The following is a 22,359-nucleotide window of genomic DNA, read 5'->3' as shown; positions in this document are numbered from 1 at the left end:
CCGAGGTTCCGCAGTCGAGCGCTGCGGGCCGCCTTCGAGGAGGACGAACCACAGTCATGACGAACATCGTGGTCCTGATCAAGCAGGTCCCAGATACCTGGTCGGAGCGCAAGCTGACCGACGGCGATTTCACGCTGGACCGCGAGGCCGCCGACGCGGTGCTGGACGAGATCAACGAGCGCGCCGTGGAGGAAGCGCTACAGATTCGGGAGAAAGAGGCCGCCGACGGCATCGAAGGGTCGGTAACCGTGCTGACGGCGGGCCCCGAGCGCGCCACCGAGGCGATCCGCAAGGCGCTGTCGATGGGTGCCGACAAGGCCGTCCACCTAAAGGACGACGGCATGCACGGCTCGGACGTCATCCAAACCGGGTGGGCTTTGGCGCGCGCGTTGGGCACCATCGAGGGCACCGAGCTGGTGATCGCAGGCAACGAATCGACCGACGGGGTGGGCGGTGCGGTGCCGGCCATCATCGCCGAGTACCTGGGCCTGCCGCAGCTCACCCACCTGCGCAAAGTGTCGATCGAGGGCGGCAAGATCACCGGCGAGCGTGAGACCGATGAGGGCGTATTCACCCTCGAGGCCACGCTGCCCGCGGTGATCAGCGTGAACGAGAAGATCAACGAGCCGCGCTTCCCGTCCTTCAAAGGCATCATGGCCGCCAAGAAGAAGGAAGTTACCGTGCTGACCCTGGCCGAGATCGGTGTCGAGAGCGACGAGGTGGGGCTGGCCAACGCCGGATCCACCGTGCTGGCGTCGACGCCCAAACCGGCCAAGACTGCCGGGGAGAAGGTCACCGACGAGGGTGAAGGCGGCAACCAGATCGTGCAGTACCTGGTTGCCCAGAAAATCATCTAAGACATACGCACCTCCCAAAGACGAGAGCGATATAACCCATGGCTGAAGTACTGGTGCTCGTTGAGCACGCTGAAGGCGCGTTAAAGAAGGTCAGCGCCGAATTGATCACCGCCGCCCGCGCCTTGGGCGAACCAGCCGCCGTCGTCGTCGGTGTGCCGGGGACGGCCGCGCCGCTGGTGGACGGGCTTAAGGCGGCTGGTGCCGCCAAGATCTACGTCGCCGAGTCCGACCTTGTCGACAAATACCTGATCACCCCGGCGGTCGACGTGCTGGCCGGGCTGGCCGAGTCCTCGGCCCCTGCCGGCGTACTAATCGCCGCCACCGCGGACGGCAAGGAGATCGCCGGCCGACTTGCGGCTCGGATCGGCTCGGGTCTGCTGGTCGACGTGGTCGACGTGAGAGAAGGTGGAGTGGGTGTCCACAGCATCTTCGGTGGGGCGTTCACCGTCGAAGCGCAGGCCAACGGCGACACCCCGGTGATCACCGTGCGCGCAGGAGCCGTGGAGGCGGAGCCGGCCGCCGGCGCCGGTGAGCAGGTCAGCGTGGAAGTGCCGGCTGCGGCGGAGAACGCCGCCAGGATCACCGCGCGCGAACCGGCGGTCGCCGGCGACCGGCCGGAGCTGACCGAGGCGACCATTGTGGTGGCCGGTGGCCGTGGTGTCGGCAGCGCGGAGAACTTCAGCGTGGTCGAGGCGCTGGCCGACTCGCTGGGCGCCGCGGTCGGGGCCTCGCGTGCCGCAGTCGACTCCGGCTACTACCCGGGCCAGTTCCAGGTCGGCCAGACCGGCAAGACGGTGTCGCCCCAGCTCTACATTGCCCTGGGCATCTCCGGGGCGATCCAGCACCGCGCTGGCATGCAGACGTCCAAGACCATCGTCGCGGTCAACAAGGACGAAGAGGCGCCGATCTTTGAGATCGCCGACTACGGGGTGGTGGGAGACCTGTTCAAGGTCGCTCCGCAGCTGACCGAGGCCATCAAGGCCCGCAAGGGCTAGGTTCCCTGCGCGAGCAGTCGCAAAAGACCCCGACACGCCGAGGCGTGGGGGGCCTTGGCGCCTGCTCACCTAGCCCAACAGTTCGTCATCTGACGTGCACCGACACGTCACAACGTTGATGCCGATTAGCTGATCGGCTGCGCCACGTTGGTGCTATGAGCATCGCTTCTGTGCTGATACCCAGTGACAAACCGCATGGCGTCGCGACAGGATCGTCAACCGGACCGCGCTATTCCCTGTTGCTATCCACCGATCCCAGCATGGTCGAGGCGGCGCAGCGGCTCCGCTATGACGTGTTCAGCACTACGCCAGGCTTCGCACTGCCGGCGGCCGCGGATACGCGCCGGGATGGCGACCGGTTCGACGAGTACTGCGATCACCTGCTGGTCCGCGACGACGACACCGGTGAGCTGGTGGGTTGCTACCGGATGCTGGCACCGGCGGGTGCCATCGCCGCCGGAGGACTCTACACCGCAACGGAATTCGACGTTTGCGCGTTCGATCCGCTGCGGCCGTCGTTGGTGGAGATGGGCCGCGCCGTGGTGCGCGAGGGTCACCGCAACGGTGGGGTGGTGTTGTTGATGTGGGCGGGCATCCTGGCCTACCTGGACCGATACGGCTATGACTATGTGACCGGATGTGTGTCAGTACCAATCGGGGGAGACGGTGAAACGCCGGGCAGCCGGCTGCGTGGGGTGCGCGACTTCATCCTCAACCGGCATGCCGCGCCGCCGCAGTGCCAGGTGTACCCCTACCGGCCGGTGCGCGTGGACGGGAGGTCCCTCGACGACATTCTCCCTCCGCCACGGCCAGCAGTTCCCCCGCTGATGCGCGGTTACCTGAGACTGGGCGCGCGGGCCTGCGGGGAGCCGGCGCACGACCCGGACTTTGGCGTGGGCGACTTCTGCCTGCTACTGGATAAGGACCACGCCGATACGCGATATCTGCGACGACTGCGGTCGGTTGCGGCGGCCTCGGAAATGGTGAACGACGCGCGATGAGCGCTCCCGCAGTCACCGAACACTCCTGGTTGCCCCGCGCAACGTGCGGCGTCAGCTGCGTGAGTGTCGGCGACGCTGCGCAGGTGCGGCGGCCGCTGGTGGTGCTGCGGGTAGCGCTTCGCGTCATGTTGGCTCTGCTCCTGGTACCGGGAGTGCCGCTGGTGGTGATGCCACTGCCGGGCCGAACGCGGGTGCAACGCATCTACTGCCGGTTGGTGCTGCGCCTTTTCGGTGTCCGGATCACGGTGTCGGGTAGTCCAGTTCGGAACCTGCGCGGAGTCCTGGTGGTCAGCGGGCACGTGTCCTGGTTGGACGTCTTCTGCATCGGTTCGGTGTTGCCCGGGTCGTTCGTCGCGCGCGCCGACATGTTCACCGGACGGACTATAGGGATCGTGGCGCGCATTCTGAAGATCATTCCGATCGAGCGAGCCAGCCTGCGGCGGCTTCCCGGGGTTGTCGATACCATCGCGCGTCGGCTGCGCGCCGGTCAGACGGTGGTGGCCTTCCCCGAGGGCACCACCTGGTGCGGTCGGCCGGGCGACGATGCCGGCCGTCCAGCGGCCCGAGCAGGAGCCGGGTGCTCGCATCGCGGTTGTGGGGCTTTCTATCCGGCGATGTTCCAGGCCGCAATCGATGCCGGCCGCCCGGTGCAGCCACTCCGGTTGACATATCACCACGTCGACGGCACCGTCTCGACCGCTCCGGCCTTTGTCGGCGACGACACCTTGGTGCGGTCGGTTTGCCGGCTGCTGACCGTGCGCCGCACGCTGGCCTGGGTGCGCGTCGAGTCTTTGCAGCTGCCAGGTACCGATCGTCGGAATCTCGCGCGCCGTTGCCAGTCAGCGGTGCTTGCGGGAGCCTTGGGGCAGTCGGGGCAACGCCCAGGCCGCCGGCACGTGCCGGCGACCTAAGTGGTCTGGCCCCAGCCAGATTGCCCAGCCGCTGCTGCGGCCGTGGCCTGCGCGCACGTTCTGCGTCGCCGCCCGGGCCAGTATTCTAGGTGCGTCATGGCCTACCTGGATCACGCTGCCACCACCCCGATGCACCCCGCCGCCATCGAGGCGATGGCGGCCGTGCAGCGCACCATCGGCAATGCGTCGTCGCTGCACACCAGCGGGCGCTCGGCGCGCCGGCGGATCGAGGAGGCCCGTGAGCTGATCGCGGACAAGCTAGGCGCTCGTCCGTCCGAGGTGATCTTCACCGCGGGCGGCACCGAAAGCGACAACCTGGCTGTCAAAGGTATCTATTGGGCACGCCGCGATGCGGAGCCGCACCGCCGTCGCATCGTCACCACCGAGGTGGAACACCACGCCGTACTGGACTCGGTGAACTGGCTCGTGGAACACGAAGGCGCCCATGTGACCTGGCTGCCGACCGCCGCCGACGGCTCGGTGTCGGCAACTGCGCTGCGCGAGGCACTGCAGAGCCACGACGACGTCGCGCTGGTATCGGTGATGTGGGCCAACAACGAGGTCGGAACTATTCTACCGATCGCCGAAATGTCAGTTGTCGCCATGGAATTCGGCGTGCCGATGCACAGTGATGCCATTCAGGCGGTGGGACAGCTCCCGCTTGACTTCGGGGCCAGCGGGCTGTCGGCGATGAGCGTGGCCGGGCACAAATTCGGTGGCCCGCCAGGAGTGGGTGCGTTGCTGCTGCGCCGCGACGTCACCTGCGTGCCCCTTATGCACGGCGGTGGGCAGGAGCGCGATATTCGTTCCGGCACACCCGATGTCGCCAGTGCAGTTGGAATGGCGACGGCCGCGCAGATCGCGGTGGACGGACTCGAGGAAAACAGCGCGCGGTTACGGCTGCTGCGGGATCGTCTGGTCGAGGGTGTGCTGGCTGAGATTGACGATGTTTGCCTTAACGGCGCCGATGACCCGATGCGGCTAGCGGGTAACGCGCACTTCACTTTCCGTGGCTGCGAAGGCGATGCGCTGTTGATGTTGTTGGACGCTAACGGAATCGAGTGCTCAACCGGATCGGCCTGCACGGCAGGTGTAGCGCAGCCCTCGCATGTGTTGATTGCAATGGGCGTCGACGCGGCCAGCGCCCGCGGATCATTGCGTCTCTCGCTGGGGCACACCAGTGTTGAGGCTGATGTCGATGCCGCGTTGGAGGTGCTTCCCGGGGCGGTGGCACGTGCACGGCGGGCCGCCCTAGCCGCCGCGGGAGCATCCCGATGAAAGTTCTCGCCGCGATGAGCGGTGGCGTCGACTCGTCTGTTGCTGCCGCCCGCATGGTCGATGCCGGACACGAGGTGGTCGGAGTGCACATGGCGCTATCGACCGCGCCCGGCACGCTGCGCACCGGCTCGCGGGGCTGTTGTTCCAAAGAGGACGCTGCAGACGCGCGCCGCGTCGCCGATGTGCTCGGAATCCCGTTTTATGTTTGGGATTTCGCAGAGAAGTTCAAAGAGGACGTGATCAACGACTTCGTGTCGTCGTATGCCCGCGGGGAAACTCCGAACCCTTGCGTGCGGTGCAATCAGCAGATCAAGTTCGCTGCTCTGTCCGCCAGGGCTGTGGCGTTGGGTTTCGATACGGTGGCCACCGGCCACTACGCCCGGCTGTCGGGTGGGCGGCTGCGCCGCGCCGTCGACCGGGACAAGGATCAGTCTTATGTGCTTGCCGTGCTCACTGCGCAGCAGCTGCGCCACGCCGCGTTCCCGATCGGCGACACGCCGAAGCGGCAGATCCGTGCCGAGGCGGCCCGCCGCGGCCTGGCGGTCGCCAACAAGCCGGATAGCCACGACATCTGCTTCATACCGTCCGGGAACACCAAGGCTTTTTTGGGTGAGCGCATCGGGGTTCGCCGTGGTGTGGTGGTTGACGCGGATGGTGTGGTGCTGGCTTCCCATGATGGGGTGCACGGGTTCACCATCGGGCAGCGTAGAGGCCTGGGCATCGCCGGGCCGGGCCCGAATGGTCGTCCGCGCTATGTCACGGCGATCGACGCCGACACCGCCACCGTTCACGTAGGTGACGTGACCGACCTTGATGTGCAAACGCTGACTGGGCGCGCTCCCGTCTTCACCGCCGGAGCCGCGCCGTCAGGACCCGTTGACTGCGTGGTCCAAGTGCGTGCGCACGGTGAAACCGTCAGTGCGGTAGCGGAATTGATCGGCGATGCGCTTTTCGTGCAGTTGCATGCCCCGCTGCGCGGCGTGGCGCGCGGCCAGACGCTGGTGCTCTACCGACCTGACCCAGCCGGTGACGAGGTGCTCGGCAGCGCGACCATCGCCGGCGCTTCAGGGTTGTCGACTGGCGGCAACCCCGGGGCTTGACTCGGCGCCAAATCACTCGTAGAAACCCGGCGACTGGAGTTACGTCCAGGGGTGTGGTGTACGGGCAGGTAAGGCCGGTGGGCGTGTCGTAGCCCAGTAGTGGGCGGTCATCGCGTGATCCTTCGAAACGACCAGCAAAAGTCAATCGAAGGAAATGACGCAATGACCTCTTCTCATCTTATCGACGCCGAGCAGCTTCTGGCTGACCAACTCGCACAGGCGAGCCCGGATCTGCTGCGCGGGCTGCTCTCGACGTTCATCGCCGCCTTGATGGGGGCTGAAGCCGACGCCCTGTGCGGGGCGGGCTACCGCGAACGCAGCGATGAGCGGTCCAATCAGCGCAACGGCTACCGCCACCGTGATTTCGACACCCGTGCCGCAACCATCGACGTCGCGATCCCCAAGCTGCGCCAGGGCAGCTATTTCCCGGACTGGCTGCTGCAGCGCCGCAAGCGAGCTGAACGCGCACTGACCAGCGTGGTGGCGACCTGCTACCTGCTGGGAGTATCCACTCGCCGGATGGAGCGCCTGGTCGAAACACTTGGTGTGACAAAGCTTTCCAAGTCGCAAGTGTCGATCATGGCCAAAGAGCTCGACGAAGCCGTAGAGGCGTTTCGGACCCGCCCGCTCGATGCCGGCCCGTATACCTTCCTCGCCGCCGACGCCCTGGTGCTCAAGGTGCGCGAGGCAGGCCGCGTCGTCGGGGTGCACACCTTGATCGCCACCGGCGTCAACGCCGAGGGCTACCGAGAGATCCTGGGCATCCAGGTCACCTCCGCCGAGGACGGGGCCGGCTGGCTGGCGTTCTTCCGCGACCTGGTCGCCCGCGGCCTGTCCGGGGTCGCGCTGGTCACCAGCGACGCCCACGCCGGCCTGGTGGCCGCGATCGGCGCCACCCTGCCCGCAGCGGCCTGGCAGCGCTGCAGAACCCACTACGCAGCCAATCTGATGGCAGCCACCCCGAAGCCCTCCTGGCCGTGGGTGCGCACCCTGCTGCACTCCATCTACGACCAGCCCGACGCCGAATCAGTTGTTGCCCAATATGATCGGGTACTCGACGCTCTGACCGACAAACTCCCCGCGGTGGCCGAGCACCTCGACACCGCCCGCACCGACCTGCTGGCGTTCACCGCCTTCCCCAAGCAGATCTGGCGCCAAATCTGGTCCAACAACCCCCAGGAACGCCTCAACCGAGAGGTACGACGCCGAACCGACGTCGTGGGCATCTTCCCCGACCGCGCCTCGATCATCCGCCTCGTCGGAGCCGTCCTCGCCGAACAACACGACGAATGGATCGAAGGACGGCGCTACCTGGGCCTCGAGGTCCTCACCCGAGCCCGAGCAGCACTGACCAGCACCGAAGAACCCGCCAAGCAGCAAACCACCAACACCCCAGCACTGACCACCTAGACTGCCACCCGAAGGATCACGCGAGGAACCTTCACTCGTACACCACGTCCCTGGCCTTGGCCGCGACTGGCTAGCCGGGCGGCTGCTCGGGTCCGCCGATAGAGACCGGGATGTCGCCCGACGACGGGCAGCCGGGTTGCGTGGGACGGGGCGGGGGTCGGGCAGCCCAAGCAACGGGCTAGTCCCCGAATCCTACGGAGCCGTCACCTACGCCTACGTAATAGTAGCTATCAATAACAGTTGACATACGCAACGATCTGTGAGATCAATATTGCCTGACGCATGTCAAGACAGGCGTCAAGACAGGTGTCAATAATTCGCTCCGCTGGTGACGGTAACCGGTCGTGCGGGTGTGTGACGCCTAAGGAAGGAGTGTGGGTGGTGACGCTGAGAGTGGTTCCTGAGGGTTTGGCGGCCGCCAGTGCGGCGGTGGAGGCGTTGACCGCACGGCTGGCCGCCGCACACGCTGGCGCGGCGCCGGCGATTACGGCGGTGGTGGCGCCGGCGGCGGATCCGGTGTCGTTGCAGAGTGCGGTGGGGTTTAGCGCCTTAGGTAGCGAGCATGCGGCGATCGCGGGCGAAGGGGTCGAGGAGCTGGGTCGTTCCGGGGTCGCTGTGGGTGAGTCTGGGATCGGTTATGCCGCCGGTGATGCGGTGGCGGCGGCGACGTATCTGGTTTCGGGTGGGTCGTTGTGACGGCGCCGGTGTGGTTGGCGTCGCCGCCGGAGGTGCATTCGGCGCTGCTAAGTGCTGGTCCGGGGCCGGGTTCGTTGCAGGCGGCCGCGGCGGGGTGGAGCGCGTTAAGCGCCGAGTACGCCGCTGTGGCGCAAGAGTTGAGCGTGGTGGTGGCCGCGGTGGGGGCCGGGGTGTGGCAGGGTCCCAGTGCTGAGTTGTTTGTGGCCGCCTATGTGCCGTATGTGGCGTGGTTGGTGCAGCCAGTGCGGATAGCGCGGCGGCGGCCGGTGAGCATGAGGCCGCGGCGGCTGGCTATGTTTGTGCGTTGGCGGAGATGCCGACGTTGCCGGAGTTGGCGGCCAACCACCTCACGCATGCGGTGTTGGTGGCGACGAATTTCTTTGGGATCAACACGATCCCGATCGCGCTCAACGAGGCCGACTATGTGCGGATGTGGGTCCAGGCGGCCACCGTGATGAGCGCCTATGAGGCGGTGGTGGGTGCCGCGCTGGTGGCCACACCACACACCGGCCCGGCACCGGTCATCGTCAAACCCGGCGCCAATGAAGCCAGCAACGCCGTGGCCGCCGCAACCATAACCCCATTCCCATTCGGAGAATTAGCGAAGTTTTTGGAAATGGCTGCCCAAGCATTTACAGAGGTCGGCGAATTGATAATGAAGAGCGCCGAAGCCTGGGCTGTGGGATTCGTCGAGCTGATCACGGGTCTGGTAAATTTCGAGCCTTGGCTCGTCCTTACCGGGATGATCGATATGTTTTTCGCCACGGTAGGTTTTGCGTTAGGCGTATTTGTTCTGGTTCCGCTATTAGAATTCGCGGTTGTCTTGGAACTGGCGATACTCAGTATTGGTTGGATTATTTCGAATATTTTTGGCGCTATTCCGGTTTTGGGGGGGCCGTTGTTGGGGGCGTTGGCCGCTGCTGTGGTTCCGGGTGTAGCTGGGTTGGCCGGGGTGGCGGGATTGGCCGCTCTGCCGGCGGTGGGTGCGGCTGCTGGCGCGCCGGCGGCGTTGGTGGGCAGTGTGGCGCCGGTGTCGGGTGGTGTGGTGTCGCCGCAGGCGCGGTTGGTGTCGGCGGTGGAGCCGGCTCCCGCGAGCACGTCGGTGTCGGTGCTGGCTTCTGATCGGGGTGCTGGGGCGTTGGGGTTTGTTGGGACGGCTGGCAAGGAGTCGGTTGGGCAGCCGGCGGGGTTGACGGTGTTGGCCGATGAGTTTGGTGATGGTGCGCCGGTGCCGATGCTGCCGGGCAGCTGGGGGCCGGATTTGGTCGGTGTGGCCGGTGATGGGGGGTTGGTGTCAGTTTGACGATCTGACGGCGAGTAATTGGTGATTCGAATTGGAAGGAATTGTGATGAGTTTGTTGGATGCCCATATTCCGCAGTTGATCGCTTCGCATACGGCGTTTGCCGCTAAGGCGGGGTTGATGCGGCATACGATCGGTCAGGCCGAGCAGCAGGCGATGTCGGCGCAGGCGTTTCATCAGGGAGAGTCCGCGGCGGCGTTTCAGGGTGCGCATGCCCGGTTTGTGGCCGCGGCCGCCAAGGTCAATACCTTGCTGGATATCGCGCAAGCCAATTTGGGTGAGGCCGCGGGCACGTATGTGGCCGCCGATGCCGCCGCCGCGTCCAGCTACACCGGGTTTTAAAAAAGTCGCTGCTCGGAATGAAAAGGGGTTTGTGATGTCGCAGATTATGTACAACTATCCGGCGATGATGGCTCATGCCGGGGACATGGCCGGTTATGCGGGCACGCTGCAGAGCTTGGGGGCCGATATCGCCAGTGAGCAGGCCGTGCTGTCCAGTGCTTGGCAGGGTGATACCGGGATCACGTATCAGGGCTGGCAGACCCAGTGGAACCAGGCCCTAGAGGATCTGGTGCGGGCCTATCAGTCGATGTCTGGCACCCATGAGTCCAACACCATGGCGATGTTGGCTCGAGATGGGGCCGAAGCCGCCAAGTGGGGCGGCTAGCACACGGCGCGGGCGTGGTCGGCGACGCCGGGATGATCGGTGGGTTTGATGGGCCCCCATCCGAATGCCGTTGCGCTGTTGGTGGATCCGGTAGCCGATGTGGTCGGCGAGGAGCTTGGTGTGTGGCTGGCGGCCTCGCTGCCGGCGGTGGTGCGTGGCCAATTGCGCAGGCGCGGGTGTGAGGAATCTGCGGCGTCGTCGTCTACGCCTGGGTAATCGTAGCTATTTACAACAGTTGATAGAGCAAAAATCCGGGAGATGGGTGTGGGAGGCGCCTAAGGAAGGAGTGTGCGTGGTGACGCTGAGCGTGGTTCCTGAGGGTTTGGCGGCCGCCAGTGCGGCGGTGGAGGCGTTGACCGCACGGCTGGCCGCCGCACATTGATTCCGCTAGCGGGTGATCCGGTGTCCTCGCACCGCACGGTCGAGTTCGGTGTCCTGGGCACGTATCTGGTTTCGGGTGGGTCGTTGTGACGGCGCCGGTGTGGTTGGCGTCGCCGCCGGAGGTGCATTCGGCGCTGCTAAGTGCTGGTCCGGGGCCGGGTTCGTTGCAGGCGGCCGCGGCGGGGTGGAGCGCGTTAAGCGCCGAGTACGCCGCTGTGGCGCAAGAGTTGAGCGTGGTGGTGGCCGCGGTGGGGGCCGGGGTGTGGCAGGGTCCCAGTGCTGAGTTGTTTGTGGCCGCCTATGTGCCGTATGTGGCGTGGTTGGTGCAGGCCAGTGCGGATAGCGCGGCGGCGGCCGGTGAGCATGAGGCCGCGGCGGCTGGCTATGTTTGTGCGTTGGCGGAGATGCCGACGTTGCCGGAGTTGGCGGCCAACCACCTCACGCATGCGGTGTTGGTGGCGACGAATTTCTTTGGGATCAACACGATCCCGATCGCGCTCAACGAGGCCGACTATGTGCGGATGTGGGTCCAGGCGGCCACCGTGATGAGCGCCTATGAGGCGGTGGTGGGTGCCGCGCTGGTGGCCACACCACACACCGGCCCGGCACCGGTCATCGTCAAACCCGGCGCCAATGAAGCCAGCAACGCCGTGGCCGCCGCAACCATAACCCCATTCCCATGGCACGAAATTGTACAGTTTTTAGAAGAAACGTTCGCAGCATATGACCAGTATCTGTCCGCTTTGCTTTCCGAACTCCCTGCGGTGGCTTGGGTTTGGTTCCAGCTCTTTGTGGATATCCTGGGTTTCAACATTATTGGGTTCATTATTACGTTGGCATCCAATGCTCAACTATTGACAGAGTTCGCTATCAATGCTTCTTATGTTGCGGTCGGATTATTGTATGCCATTGCGGGCGTTATAGACATAGTTGTCGAGTGGGTTATTGGGAATCTGTTTGGTGTTGTTCCCCTTTTGGGGGGGCCGTTGTTGGGGGCGTTGGCCGCTGCTGTGGTTCCGGGTGTAGCTGGGTTGGCCGGGGTGGCGGGATTGGCCGCTCTGCCGGCGGTGGGTGCGGCTGCTGGCGCGCCGGCGGCGTTGGTGGGCAGTGTGGCGCCGGTGTCGGGTGGTGTGGTGTCGCCGCAGGCGCGGTTGGTGTCGGCGGTGGAGCCGGCTCCCGCGAGCACGTCGGTGTCGGTGCTGGCTTCTGATCGGGGTGCTGGGGCGTTGGGGTTTGTTGGGACGGCTGGCAAGGAGTCGGTTGGGCAGCCGGCGGGGTTGACGGTGTTGGCCGATGAGTTTGGTGATGGTGCGCCGGTGCCGATGCTGCCGGGCAGCTGGGGGCCGGATTTGGTCGGTGTGGCCGGTGATGGGGGGTTGGTGTCAGTTTGACGATCTGACGGCCGTGAACTCGACCAAATTTTCGATCGAAAGAGTGTCTAAAAATCATTGCCCGGAATATTTGAAAGGGATTCGTGGTGTCGCAGAGTATGTACAGCTACCCGGCGATGACGGCCAATGTCGGAGACATGGCCGGTTATACGGGCACGACGCAGAGCTTGGGGGCCGATATCGCCAGTGAGCGCACCGCGCCGTCGCGTGCTTGCCAAGGTGATCTCGGGATGAGTCATCAGGACTGGCAGGCCCAGTGGAATCAGGCCATGGAGGCTCTCGCGCGGGCCTACCGTCGGTGCCGGCGAGCACTACGCCAGATCGGGGTGCTGGAAAGGCCGGTAGGCGATTCGTCAGACTGCGGAACGATTAGGGTGGGGTCGTTCCGGGGTCGGTGGCTGGACCCGCGCCATGCGGGTCCAGCCACGGCCGCCGACGCCGGAGACTAAACGCGCGTGGTGGAAATGTCAGCACCAATGTCGTCGCGCAGCGCAACGCACAACTGACCACGTTGACATCCGTCCTGGCATCCTGAACGCGGGCTCGAGGTGCTAACCCGGCACGTTGGCGGCGATGTTCGTCATCACGATGTCGGAGACCGATTCCGGGAAGCCGCAGAAGGTCACTTCCAACAGGGCCGCCGATAGGACCCGGTAGTCGCGACCGCAATCGCCGGCCCGGATGTGTAGGGAATTGCCGCCGGCGGTCCACCTACTGACGAACAGCCAGCCTGCCGGACTTGCCGCGCAGTCGTGGACGGTGACCGCCAGGGTGTCGAAGGCACGCCGGGCGGTGCCGGCATCCCGATAGGCGGCGGCCGCCTCGGAGATCAGACTGCCATCTGGCCGGTCCTGGAAGGTGGTCTTGTGAAACGCTTCGATCTCAGAGCCAAAGACTGCCGTCTCGGCATAGATGAACCGGCATTCTCGTGGTATGGGTTGGGCGAAATCGTCGACGTCGACGGGATACGTCGTGTCCATCGTGGGGATGATCGTCAGGTCATCGCCGGAGCCGGTGATTGCTTGCATCCGTGACTGATCCAACAGGATCGTAGCGACGTCAAGCATGCCCTGTCGGTCACCGCCAAAAGTCGCCGAAGCCGTGCCGCCCACCACCCGGGTGCACGCCGCAATCAGTAGTGTCGCGCCACATAACAGCAGCGGCCGCGTCAATCCCACCATCTGCCACCCTTCTGCTTCGAAGGTACCCGGGCGAACCTGCAGCAGACACCCCTGGCGGCCAGCCGACGATGTGAGGTCGAATACGGTTGCCGGGTGAGTGTTTTCGCAACGGCCACCGGGATCGGATCGTGGCCGGGCACCGCCGCGCGAGAGGCCGCGCAGGTCGTGGTCGGGGAGTTGGCGGGTGCATTGGCCTATCTCACCGAGCTGCCCGCCAGGGGCGTCGGCGCCGACATGCTGGGGCGAGCCGGCGGACTGCTGGTCGACGTGGCGATTGACACCGTGCCTCGTGGCTACCGCATCGCTGCTCGACCCGGCGCGGTGACACGGCGGGCCGCGAGCCTCCTCGACGAGGATATGGATGCCTTAGAAGAGGCCTGGGAGACCGCGGGCCTGCGTGGCTGTGGGCGGGCGGTGAAGGTGCAGGCGCCCGGGCCAGTCACATTGGTCGCGGGGTTGGAGCTGGCCAACGGTCACCGGGCGATCACCGACCCCGGAGCCGTGCGTGACCTGGCCGCCTCGCTGGCCGAAGGCGTTGCCGCGCATCGCGCGGCGCTGGCGCGTCGACTTGACACACCGGTGGTGGTGCAGTTCGACGAGCCGTCGTTGCCGGCGGCGTTGGGCGGCCGGCTGACCGGGGTGACCGCGTTGAGCCCGGTTGCCCCGCTCGACGAGACGGTGGCCGAAGCGCTGCTCGACACTTGCATCGCGGCTGTCGACGCGGACGTAGCGCTACACAGCTGCAGTCCGGATTTGCCGTGGGATCTGCTGCAGCGCAGCAGAATTAGTGCGGTATCGGTGGATGCGAGCACACTGCAGGCTGCGGATTTGGATGCTGTCGCGGCATTTGTCGAGTCGGGCCGAACCGTCGTGCTGGGCCTGGTCCCGGTGACCGCCCCGGAGCGAGCACCTTCGATGGAAGAGGTCGCTGCTGCGGCGGTCGCGGTCACCGATCGGCTCGGCGTTCCTCGCTCGGCGCTACGCGATCGACTCGGCGTCAGCCCGGCGTGTGGTCTGGCCAATGCGACGGGGCAGTGGGCCCGCACCGCGGTCGGGCTTGCCCGTGATGTCGCTGAGGCGTTCGCGCGGGACCCAGAGGCCATCTGAGGGAAGAGCCCCCTCGGCTAGCCTGCCAGAGTGAGCTCCCCAGACGCCGATCAGACCGCTCCCGAGGTGTTGCGGCAGTGGCAGGCACTGGCCGAGGAGGTGCGTGAGCACCAGTTCCGTTATTACGTGCGGGACGCGCCGATCATCAGCGACGCGGAATTCGACGAGCTGCTGCGCCGTCTGGAAGCCCTCGAGGAGCAGCATCCCGAGCTGCGCACGCCCGATTCGCCGACCCAGCTGGTCGGCGGTGCCGGCTTCGCCACGGATTTCGAGCCCGTCGACCATCTCGAACGAATGCTCAGCCTCGACAACGCGTTCACCGCCGACGAACTCGCCGCCTGGGCCGGCCGCATCCATGCCGAGGTCGGAGACGCCGCACATTACCTGTGTGAGCTCAAGATCGACGGCGTCGCGCTGTCTTTGGTCTACCGCGAGGGACGGCTGACCCGGGCCTCCACCCGCGGCGACGGGCGCACCGGCGAGGACGTCACCCTGAACGCCCGGACCATCGCCGACGTTCCCGAACGGCTCACCCCCGGCGACGACTACCCGGTGCCCGAGGTCCTCGAGGTCCGCGGCGAGGTCTTCTTCCGGCTGGACGACTTCCAGGCGCTCAACGCCAGCCTCGTCGAGGAGGGCAAGGCGCCGTTCGCCAACCCCCGCAACAGCGCGGCGGGATCGCTGCGCCAGAAAGACCCGGCGGTCACCGCGCGCCGCCGGCTGCGGATGATCTGCCACGGGCTGGGCCACGTGGAGGGCTTTCGCCCGGCCACCCTGCATCAGGCATACCTGGCGTTGCGGGCATGGGGACTGCCGGTTTCCGAACACACCACCCTGGCAACCGACCTGGCCGGTGTGCGCGAGCGCATCGACTACTGGGGCGAGCACCGCCACGAGGTGGACCACGAAATCGACGGCGTGGTGGTCAAAGTCGACGAGGTGGCGTTGCAGCGCAGGCTGGGTTCCACGTCGCGGGCGCCGCGCTGGGCCATCGCCTACAAGTACCCGCCCGAGGAAGCGCAGACCAAGCTGCTCGACATCCGGGTGAACGTCGGCCGCACCGGGCGGATCACGCCGTTTGCGTTCATGACGCCGGTGAAGGTGGCCGGGTCGACGGTGGGACAGGCCACCCTGCACAACGCCTCGGAGATCAAGCGCAAGGGCGTGCTGATCGGCGACACCGTGGTGATCCGCAAGGCCGGCGACGTGATCCCCGAGGTGCTGGGACCCGTCGTCGAACTGCGCGATGGCTCCGAACGCGAATTCATCATGCCCACCACCTGCCCGGAGTGCGGTTCGCCGTTGGCGCCGGAGAAGGAAGGCGACGCCGACATCCGTTGCCCCAACGCCCGCGGCTGCCCGGGGCAACTGCGGGAGCGGGTTTTCCACGTCGCCAGCCGCAACGGCCTAGACATCGAGGTGCTCGGTTACGAGGCGGGTGTGGCGCTCTTGCAGGCGAAGGTGATCGCCGACGAGGGCGAGCTGTTCGCGCTGACCGAGCGGGACTTGCTGCGCACCGACCTGTTCCGAACCAAGGCAGGCGAACTGTCGGCCAACGGCAAACGGCTGCTGGTCAACCTCGACAAGGCCAAGGCGGCACCGCTGTGGCGGGTGCTGGTGGCGCTGTCCATCCGCCATGTCGGGCCGACGGCGGCCCGCGCCCTGGCCACCGAGTTCGGCAGCCTTGACGCCATCGCCGCGGCGTCCACCGACCAGCTGGCCGCCGTCGAGGGGGTGGGGCCGACCATTGCCGCCGCGGTCACCGAGTGGTTCGCCGTCGACTGGCACCGCGAGATCGTCGACAAGTGGCGGGCCGCCGGGGTGCGAATGGTCGACGAGCGTGACGAGAGTGTGCCACGCACGCTGGCCGGGCTGACCATCGTGGTCACCGGCTCGCTGACCGGTTTCTCCCGCGACGACGCCAAGGAGGCGATCGTGGCCCGCGGCGGCAAGGCCGCCGGCTCGGTGTCGAAGAAGACCAACTATGTCGTCGCCGGAGACTCGCCGGGATCCAAATACGACAAGGCGGTGGAGTTGGGGGTGCCGATTCTGGACGAGGATGGGTTCCGGAGACTGCTGGCCGACGGACCCGCGTCACGAACGTAACGGCACTGCGAATCTCCGCGCGGTTTTTCGCAGTGGCGTTACGCTCGGCGAACCTTGGTTGCCAACGAACCGCTCAGCGCAGCATCGTCGCCACGATGCCGGCTAGATAACCCAACCGCGCCACCTCCGACGGGCGAAATTCCGGGCCTGGCCTGCCCAGCACCACCGCGGTGTGCGTGTCACCCAATGGAGCCGCGACCATGGTGGTATCCATGTCGCGCCAGGCTTGCGGCACCCAGTCGGCGCCGCCGTCCAGCGCCGCGGCCCGCTCGATCGGCAGCCAGGGCGCCGAATTGGCCCGGGTCTCCGGCGCACCTGGGCTGCCGGCCAGACGGTGCAGCTCCCCGCCGGAACTGCGCAACACCGTGCACCAGCTCACCCGGAGCACCCGGGGGGCCTCGTTGACCAGAACCTGGAGCCGTGCGGTCGCGCCCTCAGCCGCGGCCACATGATCGAGCAGTTCCAGCTCGCGGTGGGCTTCCAACAGGCCGGTGTGCGGGCGGACGCTGTCTACCCGGACGCCGTTCAGCGCCTCGGCAGCAGTGATCAGCGTGTCGGGCATCGCTCCCGGGGGCAGTTCGACCACCAGGTCGTCGATCGCATAGCCGTTGCCGCGCTCGACCACGTCGAGCGAGAGGATGTCGGCGCCCACCGAGCCGAGCGCGACCGCCAGCGACCCAAGGCTGCCCGGCCGGTCGGCCAGCTCGATACGCAATAGATACGAACGCACGGCCAACACTGTGGCACAACGATGTATCCACGGCGTTTCGGCAGCCGGCGTCGGCCGTCCGGCCACCCATTAGGCTTTGCGGTCGTGTCCCAGATCTCCCGCGACGAGGTTGCCCACCTCGCCAGGCTTGCCCGGCTGGCATTGACCGAAACCGAGCTGGACAGTTTCGCCGGCCAACTCGACGCCATCCTGACCCACGTCAGCCAGATCCAGGCCGTCGACGTCACCGGTGTGCAGGCCACCGACAATCCGCTCAAGGACGTCAACGTCACCCGCCCGGACGAGACCGTGCCGTGCCTGACCCAGCGTCAGGTGCTCGACCAGGCGCCCGATGCCGTCGACGGCCGCTTCGCCGTCCCGCAGATCCTGGGGGATGAACAGTGACGGACATCATCCGATCCGACGCCGCGACGCTGGCCGCCAAGATCGCCATCAAGGAGGTGTCGTCGGCCGAGATCACCCGGGCCTGCCTGGATCAGATCGAGGCGACCGACGAGACGTACCACGCCTTCCTGCATGTGGCGGCCGATGAGGCGCTGGCGGCGGCGGCCGCCATCGACAAGCAGGTGGCCGCTGGAGAACCCTTGCCGTCGGCGCTGGCCGGGGTGCCGCTGGCGCTCAAGGACGTCTTCACCACCAGCGACATGCCCACCACCTGCGGGTCAAAAATCCTGGAGGGATGGCGATCTCCCTACGACGCCACGCTGACCGCGCGGTTGCGCGCCGCGGGGATCCCGATCCTGGGCAAGACCAACATGGACGAGTTCGCGATGGGCTCGTCGACGGAGAACTCCGCTTACGGTCCCACCCGCAACCCGTGGAATCTCGACCGGGTACCCGGCGGTTCCGGTGGCGGCAGCGCGGCGGCGCTGGCCGCGTTCCAGGCGCCGCTGGCCATCGGATCCGACACCGGGGGGTCGATCCGCCAGCCGGCCGCGCTGACCGCGACCGTCGGCGTCAAACCCACCTACGGCACGGTGTCGCGCTATGGGCTGGTGGCCTGCGCGTCCTCGCTGGATCAGGGCGGCCCGTGTGCGCGCACCGTCTTGGACACCGCGCTGTTGCATCAGGTGATCGCCGGCCACGACCCGCGCGACTCCACGTCGGTCGACGCCGAGGTGCCCGACGTGGTGGGCGCCGCTAGGGCCGGCGCGGTCGGGGATCTGCGTGGCGTGCGGGTCGGCGTGGTTCGACAGCTGCACGGCGGCGAGGGCTACCAGCCGGGCGTGCTGGCCTCCTTCGAGGCTGCCGTGGAGCAGCTAACCGCGCTGGGCGCTGAGGTCAGCGAGGTCGACTGCCCGCACTTCGACCATGCCCTGGCCGCCTATTACCTGATTCTGCCCTCGGAGGTGTCGAGCAATCTGGCGCGCTTCGACGCGATGCGCTACGGGCTGCGGGTCGGCGACGACGGCACCCGCAGCGCCGAGGAGGTGATGGCGATGACCCGGGCCGCCGGTTTCGGGCCCGAGGTCAAGCGGCGCATCATGATCGGCACCTACGCGTTGTCGGCCGGCTACTACGACGCCTATTACAACCAGGCGCAGAAGGTGCGCACGCTGATCGCCCGCGACCTCGACGCGGCGTATCGGTCCGTCGACGTGCTGGTGTCGCCCACGACCCCGACCACCGCGTTCCGGCTGGGTGAGAAGGTGGACGATCCGCTGGCGATGTACTTGTTCGACCTGTGCACGCTGCCGCTGAACTTGGCCGGCCACTGCGGCATGTCTGTGCCGTCGGGGCTCTCCCCGGACGACGGGTTGCCGGTTGGCCTACAGATCATGGCGCCGGCATTGGCCGACGACCGGCTCTACCGGGTGGGGGCGGCTTATGAGGCCGCCCGCGGCCCGCTACTGAGCGCCATTTAGCGGCGAGCAGACACAGACTCGCATCCGGCGCCCCTCGCCCGTGCGATTCTGTGTCTGCTCGCGCCAGGTCGGCGGCCGCGCGGCAAGATGAGGGTATGCGGATTGGAGTTCTTACCGGAGGCGGCGACTGTCCCGGCCTTAACGCCGTCATCCGTGCGGTGGTGCGTACCTGCCACGCCCGATACGGCTCGTCGGTGGTCGGATTTCAGAACGGCTTTCGCGGGCTGCTGGAGAACCGCCGTGTTCAACTGCACAACGACGACCGCAATGACCGGCTGCTGGCCAAGGGCGGCACGATGCTGGGCACGGCCCGGGTGCACCCCGACAAACTGCGGGCGGGGCTGCCCCAAATCATGCAGACCTTGGACGACAACGGGATCGACGTCCTGATCCCGATCGGCGGTGAGGGTACGCTGACCGCCGCGAGTTGGCTCTCCGAAGAGAATGTGCCGGTGGTCGGGGTGCCAAAGACGATCGACAACGACATCGACTGCACCGATGTGACCTTCGGCCACGACACCGCGTTGACCGTGGCCACCGAGGCCATCGACCGGCTGCACAGCACCGCCGAATCCCACGAGCGGGTGATGCTGGTGGAGGTGATGGGTAGGCATGCCGGCTGGATCGCGCTGAACGCCGGGCTGGCCTCCGGTGCTCACATGACCCTGATTCCTGAGCAGCCGTTCGACATCGAAGAGGTGTGCCGACTGGTCAAAGGCCGTTTCCAGCGCGGGGACTCGCATTTCATCTGCGTGGTCGCCGAAGGCGCCAAACCGGCTCCGGGGACGATCATGCTGCGCGAGGGTGGTCTCGACGAGTTCGGGCACGAGCGTTTCACAGGTGTAGCGGCGCAGCTGGCGGTCGAGGTCGAGAAGCGCATCAACAAGGATGTCCGGGTGACGGTGTTGGGCCACATCCAGCGGGGTGGTACTCCGACCGCCTACGACCGAGTGCTGGCCACCCGATTCGGGGTGAACGCCGCCGACGCCGCGCATGCGGGCGAGTACGGCCAGATGGTGACGTTGCGCGGCCAGGACATCGGTCGGGTTCCGCTGGCGGATGCGGTTCGCAAACTCAAACTGGTGCCGCAGAGCCGTTACGACGACGCCGCCGCCTTCTTCGGTTGACGTCGGGTGCTCAAACTAGGATCGCGGCTATGACTGTTGCTGCCGGGGCAGCCAAGGCCGCAGGGGCTGAACTGCTCGATTACGACGAGGTCGTCGCGCGCTTCCAGCCGGTACTCGGCCTCGAGGTGCACGTCGAGCTGTCCACTGCGACCAAGATGTTCTGTGGCTGCACCACCACATTCGGCGGCGAGCCAAACACCCAGGTGTGTCCGGTGTGTCTGGGCTTGCCCGGTTCGCTGCCGGTGCTCAACCGGGCCGCCGTGGAGTCGGCGATCCGCATCGGGCTGGCGCTGAACTGCGAGATCGTACCCTGGTGTCGCTTCGCCCGGAAGAACTACTTCTACCCCGACATGCCCAAGAACTACCAGATCTCACAGTACGACGAGCCGATCGCCATCAACGGCTACCTGGACGCGCCTTTGGAAGACGGCACCACTTGGCGGGTGGAGATTGAGCGAGCTCACATGGAAGAAGACACCGGCAAGCTCACCCACATCGGCAGCGAGACGGGCCGGATCCACGGTGCCACCGGTTCGCTGATCGACTACAACCGTGCCGGCGTGCCGCTCATCGAGATCGTCACCAAACCCATCGTGGGCGCCGGTGCCCGGGCGCCGCAGATCGCCCGGTCCTATGTGACGGCGTTGCGGGATCTGCTGCGCGCATTAGATGTATCTGATGTCCGGATGGACCAGGGTTCGATGCGCTGTGACGCCAACGTGTCGCTGAAGCCGGCCGGGACGACCGAATTCGGCACCCGGACCGAGACCAAGAACGTCAACTCGCTGAAGAGCGTCGAAGTCGCCGTCCGCTACGAAATGCAGCGCCAGGGCGCTATTTTGGCGTCTGGTGGTCGGATCACCCAGGAAACCAGACACTTTCACGAGGCCGGTTACACCAGCGCGGGCCGCACCAAGGAGACCGCCGAGGACTATCGGTACTTCCCGGAGCCGGATTTGGAGCCTGTCGCGCCCAGTCGCGAGCTGGTCGAGCGACTACGCCAGACGATCCCCGAATTGCCGTGGTTGAGCCGCAGGAGGATTCAGCAGGAGTGGGGCGTTTCCGACGAGGTGATGCGCGATCTGGTCAACGCCGGCGCCGTCGAATTGGTTGCTGCCACCGTCGAGCACGGCGCGTCCAGCGAGGCGGCGCGCGCCTGGTGGGGAAACTTCCTGGCGCAAAAGGCCAACGAGGCCGGCATCGGGCTGGACGAACTGGCCATCACTCCTGCCCAGGTCGCAGCCGTGGTGGCATTGGTCGATGAGGGCAAGCTGTCCAACAGCTTGGCCCGCCAAGTCGTGGAGGGTGTGCTGGCCGGTGAAGGTGAGCCCGAACAGGTGATGACTGCGAGAGGGTTGGCGTTGGTCCGCGACGACTCGTTGACCCAGGCCGCGGTCGACGAGGCCCTGGCCGCAAATCCTGATGTGGCGGACAAGATTCGCGGCGGCAAGGTGGCCGCGGCCGGCGCGATTGTCGGTGCGGTGATGAAGGCGACCCGCGGACAGGCCGACGCGGCCCGAGTGCGCGAACTCGTTCTAGAGGCCTGCGGGCAGGGTTAGTTGCCGTCCGCGGGTAGCGGTTCATCACCGTCAGGGGAGTTGCGACGATACACGTTGAGTGTCCCGATGGTGGCCGCGCGGTCGTACGCATGGCGGAATTCAGGAAGGGCTATCGTGGCGGCGTCGACAGATTGCTCGGTGGTGACCAAGTAGTCGGGTTTGGCCGACAGCCACCGCGAAAATTCGTCGCGTCGGACCGTTTCGTCGGCCCTGGAATCCAGGAGCCCCAGGTAGTCGACCATATTGGCGCGGCCGAAAGAGCCAGCGGCACTGATCTGCGTTGCGGCAACAGCGGGGTGTGCGGTTGCTGTGTCGTGGTCGATCCACTCGGCGATCTCTTGGTAGTGACTGCGAATCTCGTTCCACTGTGCGAGCTGCGGGTCGCGTTTCGCAGCCGCACCGGGTCCTATCCGGGCCCCTGATACCAATCCGGCTGCGGTAATCGCCACCGCAAGGGGCGTCGCAACGCGATCACCTCGCCACACTCCCGCGCCCGACGCAACACCCCTACCGGCCATCACCCATAGTGTCCATGGCCCGCAGTACCACAAATCGTTGTCAGGCATGTGTAGCACTAATCCACATTCGAGTATGCCTATGACAGCGACGACAGTGAGCATCGGGAGCGCGTGTCGGCCGGGTTGAGAAGCCGCGGCGCGACCGTGGTGACTTCCCACGCCAGCGAGGCTGGCCGGG

21 protein-coding genes, 2 pseudogenes and 5 other annotated features are annotated in these 22,359 nt (G+C 66.4%); of the genes and pseudogenes, 20 read left to right on the top strand and 3 right to left on the bottom strand.

The window, feature by feature from the left end:
* The first annotated feature begins 56 nt into the window (after positions 1–56).
* From fixA to esxQ, 14 genes and pseudogenes are all read left to right on the top strand, one after another.
* A complete protein-coding gene (gene fixA / locus Rv3029c; protein NP_217545.1) occupies positions 57–857 on the top strand; it encodes an electron transfer flavoprotein subunit beta in 801 nt (266 codons plus the stop codon).
* 38 nt (positions 858–895) lie between these two features.
* The gene (gene fixB, locus Rv3028c) at positions 896–1,852 is read left to right on the top strand and encodes an electron transfer flavoprotein subunit alpha (protein ID NP_217544.1); all 957 of its coding nucleotides are present in this window, start codon (positions 896–898) and stop codon (positions 1,850–1,852) included.
* A gap of 155 nt (positions 1,853–2,007) precedes the next feature.
* The gene (locus tag Rv3027c) at positions 2,008–2,853 is read left to right on the top strand and encodes a GCN5-like N-acetyltransferase (protein ID NP_217543.2); all 846 of its coding nucleotides are present in this window, start codon (positions 2,008–2,010) and stop codon (positions 2,851–2,853) included.
* A complete protein-coding gene (locus Rv3026c) occupies positions 2,850–3,764 on the top strand; it encodes a hypothetical protein (protein NP_217542.1) in 915 nt (304 codons plus the stop codon). Before Rv3027c ends, Rv3026c begins: the two co-directional genes overlap by 4 nt.
* A gap of 96 nt (positions 3,765–3,860) precedes the next feature.
* Positions 3,861–5,042: a cysteine desulfurase gene (gene iscS, locus Rv3025c; protein NP_217541.1), complete on the top strand. Its 1,182-nt coding sequence runs from the start codon at positions 3,861–3,863 to the stop codon at positions 5,040–5,042.
* Positions 5,039–6,142, top strand: a complete 1,104-nt coding sequence (gene trmU, locus Rv3024c) for a tRNA-specific 2-thiouridylase (RefSeq protein NP_217540.1) — start codon at positions 5,039–5,041, stop codon at positions 6,140–6,142. Before iscS ends, trmU begins: the two co-directional genes overlap by 4 nt.
* 110 nt (positions 6,143–6,252) lie before the next feature.
* Positions 6,253–6,267, top strand: a repeat region (15 bp Inverted repeat at the right end of IS1081:TCGCGTGATCCTTCG).
* Positions 6,253–7,576, bottom strand: a mobile genetic element (IS1081-5, len: 1324 nt. Insertion sequence IS1081.). It overlaps the preceding feature by 15 nt.
* Complete coding sequence (locus tag Rv3023c) at positions 6,305–7,552, top strand: transposase (protein NP_217539.1); 1,248 nt, start codon at positions 6,305–6,307, stop codon at positions 7,550–7,552. Its footprint overlaps the feature before it by 1,248 nt.
* Positions 7,562–7,576, bottom strand: a repeat region (15 bp Inverted repeat at left end of IS1081:TCGCGTGATCCTTCG).
* Before the next feature lie 357 nt (positions 7,577–7,933).
* The gene (PE29, locus tag Rv3022A) at positions 7,934–8,248 is read left to right on the top strand and encodes a PE family protein PE29 (protein ID YP_177685.1); all 315 of its coding nucleotides are present in this window, start codon (positions 7,934–7,936) and stop codon (positions 8,246–8,248) included.
* Positions 8,245–8,487, top strand: a sequence feature (PPE48, Member of M. tuberculosis PPE family with frameshift due to missing bp in codon 82. The ORF continues in downstream MTV012.35c. The sequence has been checked and no errors were detected.). It overlaps the preceding gene by 4 nt.
* Positions 8,245–8,487 (top strand): annotated as a pseudogene (PPE48, locus tag Rv3022c). (Overlaps the previous feature by 243 nt.) Before PE29 ends, PPE48 begins: the two are co-directional and overlap by 4 nt.
* Positions 8,475–9,551 (top strand) — a sequence feature (PPE47, Member of Mycobacterium tuberculosis PPE family. Should be continuation of upstream ORF MTV012.36c but is frameshifted due to missing base at 36448 in v012. Sequence has been checked but no error apparent.). Its footprint overlaps the pseudogene before it by 13 nt.
* Positions 8,475–9,551 (top strand): annotated as a pseudogene (gene PPE47 / locus Rv3021c). Its footprint overlaps the feature before it by 1,077 nt. The pseudogenes PPE48 and PPE47 overlap by 13 nt, the downstream one beginning before the upstream one ends.
* 46 nt (positions 9,552–9,597) lie before the next feature.
* Positions 9,598–9,891 carry an ESAT-6 like protein EsxS gene (gene esxS, locus Rv3020c; protein ID YP_177919.1) on the top strand — a complete coding sequence of 98 codons (294 nt, stop codon included), beginning with the start codon at positions 9,598–9,600 and terminating at the stop codon, positions 9,889–9,891.
* 34 nt (positions 9,892–9,925) lie between these two features.
* On the top strand, positions 9,926–10,216 hold the full coding sequence (esxR, locus tag Rv3019c; protein ID NP_217535.1) for an ESAT-6 like protein EsxR: 291 nt from the start codon (positions 9,926–9,928) through the stop codon (positions 10,214–10,216).
* A 467-nt stretch (positions 10,217–10,683) separates the two neighbouring features.
* Complete coding sequence (PPE46, locus tag Rv3018c; protein ID YP_177918.1) at positions 10,684–11,988, top strand: PPE family protein PPE46; 1,305 nt, start codon at positions 10,684–10,686, stop codon at positions 11,986–11,988.
* An 86-nt stretch (positions 11,989–12,074) separates the two neighbouring features.
* A complete protein-coding gene (esxQ, locus tag Rv3017c) occupies positions 12,075–12,437 on the top strand; it encodes an ESAT-6 like protein EsxQ (RefSeq protein ID NP_217533.1) in 363 nt (120 codons plus the stop codon).
* Positions 12,438–12,539: 102 nt separating this feature from the next.
* Here the strand turns inward: esxQ and lpqA are convergent, their stop codons facing one another.
* Positions 12,540–13,169 (bottom strand): lipoprotein LpqA, encoded by a 630-nt coding sequence (gene lpqA, locus Rv3016; RefSeq protein NP_217532.1) that lies wholly within the window; start codon positions 13,167–13,169, stop codon positions 12,540–12,542.
* A gap of 93 nt (positions 13,170–13,262) precedes the next feature.
* On the opposite strand from lpqA, the gene Rv3015c reads away from it, so the two are divergent.
* Both Rv3015c and ligA read left to right on the top strand, forming a co-directional pair.
* Positions 13,263–14,276, top strand: a complete 1,014-nt coding sequence (locus Rv3015c; RefSeq protein ID NP_217531.1) for a hypothetical protein — start codon at positions 13,263–13,265, stop codon at positions 14,274–14,276.
* Between the two features lie 30 nt (positions 14,277–14,306).
* Positions 14,307–16,382 carry a DNA ligase A gene (gene ligA / locus Rv3014c; RefSeq protein NP_217530.1) on the top strand — a complete coding sequence of 692 codons (2,076 nt, stop codon included), beginning with the start codon at positions 14,307–14,309 and terminating at the stop codon, positions 16,380–16,382.
* A 73-nt stretch (positions 16,383–16,455) separates the two neighbouring features.
* Here the strand turns inward: ligA and Rv3013 are convergent, their stop codons facing one another.
* Positions 16,456–17,112, bottom strand: a complete 657-nt coding sequence (locus Rv3013) for a hypothetical protein (protein ID NP_217529.1) — start codon at positions 17,110–17,112, stop codon at positions 16,456–16,458.
* An 84-nt stretch (positions 17,113–17,196) separates the two neighbouring features.
* On the opposite strand from Rv3013, the gene gatC reads away from it, so the two are divergent.
* The 4 genes from gatC to gatB all read left to right on the top strand — a co-directional run bounded on the left by gatC (position 17,197) and on the right by gatB (position 21,663).
* Positions 17,197–17,496 (top strand): glutamyl-tRNA(GLN) amidotransferase subunit C, encoded by a 300-nt coding sequence (gatC, locus tag Rv3012c; protein ID NP_217528.1) that lies wholly within the window; start codon positions 17,197–17,199, stop codon positions 17,494–17,496.
* Entirely contained in the window at positions 17,493–18,977 is a 1,485-nt protein-coding gene (gene gatA, locus Rv3011c; protein NP_217527.2) for a glutamyl-tRNA(GLN) amidotransferase subunit A, read from the top strand. Before gatC ends, gatA begins: the two co-directional genes overlap by 4 nt.
* A gap of 95 nt (positions 18,978–19,072) precedes the next feature.
* The gene (gene pfkA, locus Rv3010c) at positions 19,073–20,104 is read left to right on the top strand and encodes a 6-phosphofructokinase (RefSeq protein ID NP_217526.1); all 1,032 of its coding nucleotides are present in this window, start codon (positions 19,073–19,075) and stop codon (positions 20,102–20,104) included.
* Positions 20,105–20,133: 29 nt separating this feature from the next.
* Positions 20,134–21,663, top strand: a complete 1,530-nt coding sequence (gene gatB / locus Rv3009c; protein ID NP_217525.1) for an aspartyl/glutamyl-tRNA(Asn/Gln) amidotransferase subunit B — start codon at positions 20,134–20,136, stop codon at positions 21,661–21,663.
* On the opposite strand, the gene Rv3008 is transcribed toward gatB, so the two are convergent.
* Positions 21,660–22,283, bottom strand: a complete 624-nt coding sequence (locus tag Rv3008) for a hypothetical protein (protein ID NP_217524.1) — start codon at positions 22,281–22,283, stop codon at positions 21,660–21,662. The genes gatB and Rv3008 overlap by 4 nt on opposite strands.
* Positions 22,284–22,359: the final 76 nt, after the last annotated feature.

The sequence above is a fragment of the Mycobacterium tuberculosis H37Rv genome (assembly GCF_000195955.2).
Taxonomy (GTDB): domain Bacteria; phylum Actinomycetota; class Actinomycetes; order Mycobacteriales; family Mycobacteriaceae; genus Mycobacterium; species Mycobacterium tuberculosis.
Note: the sequence above shows the minus strand (reverse complement) of the source record. Positions and strands in the feature narration are given on the sequence as shown.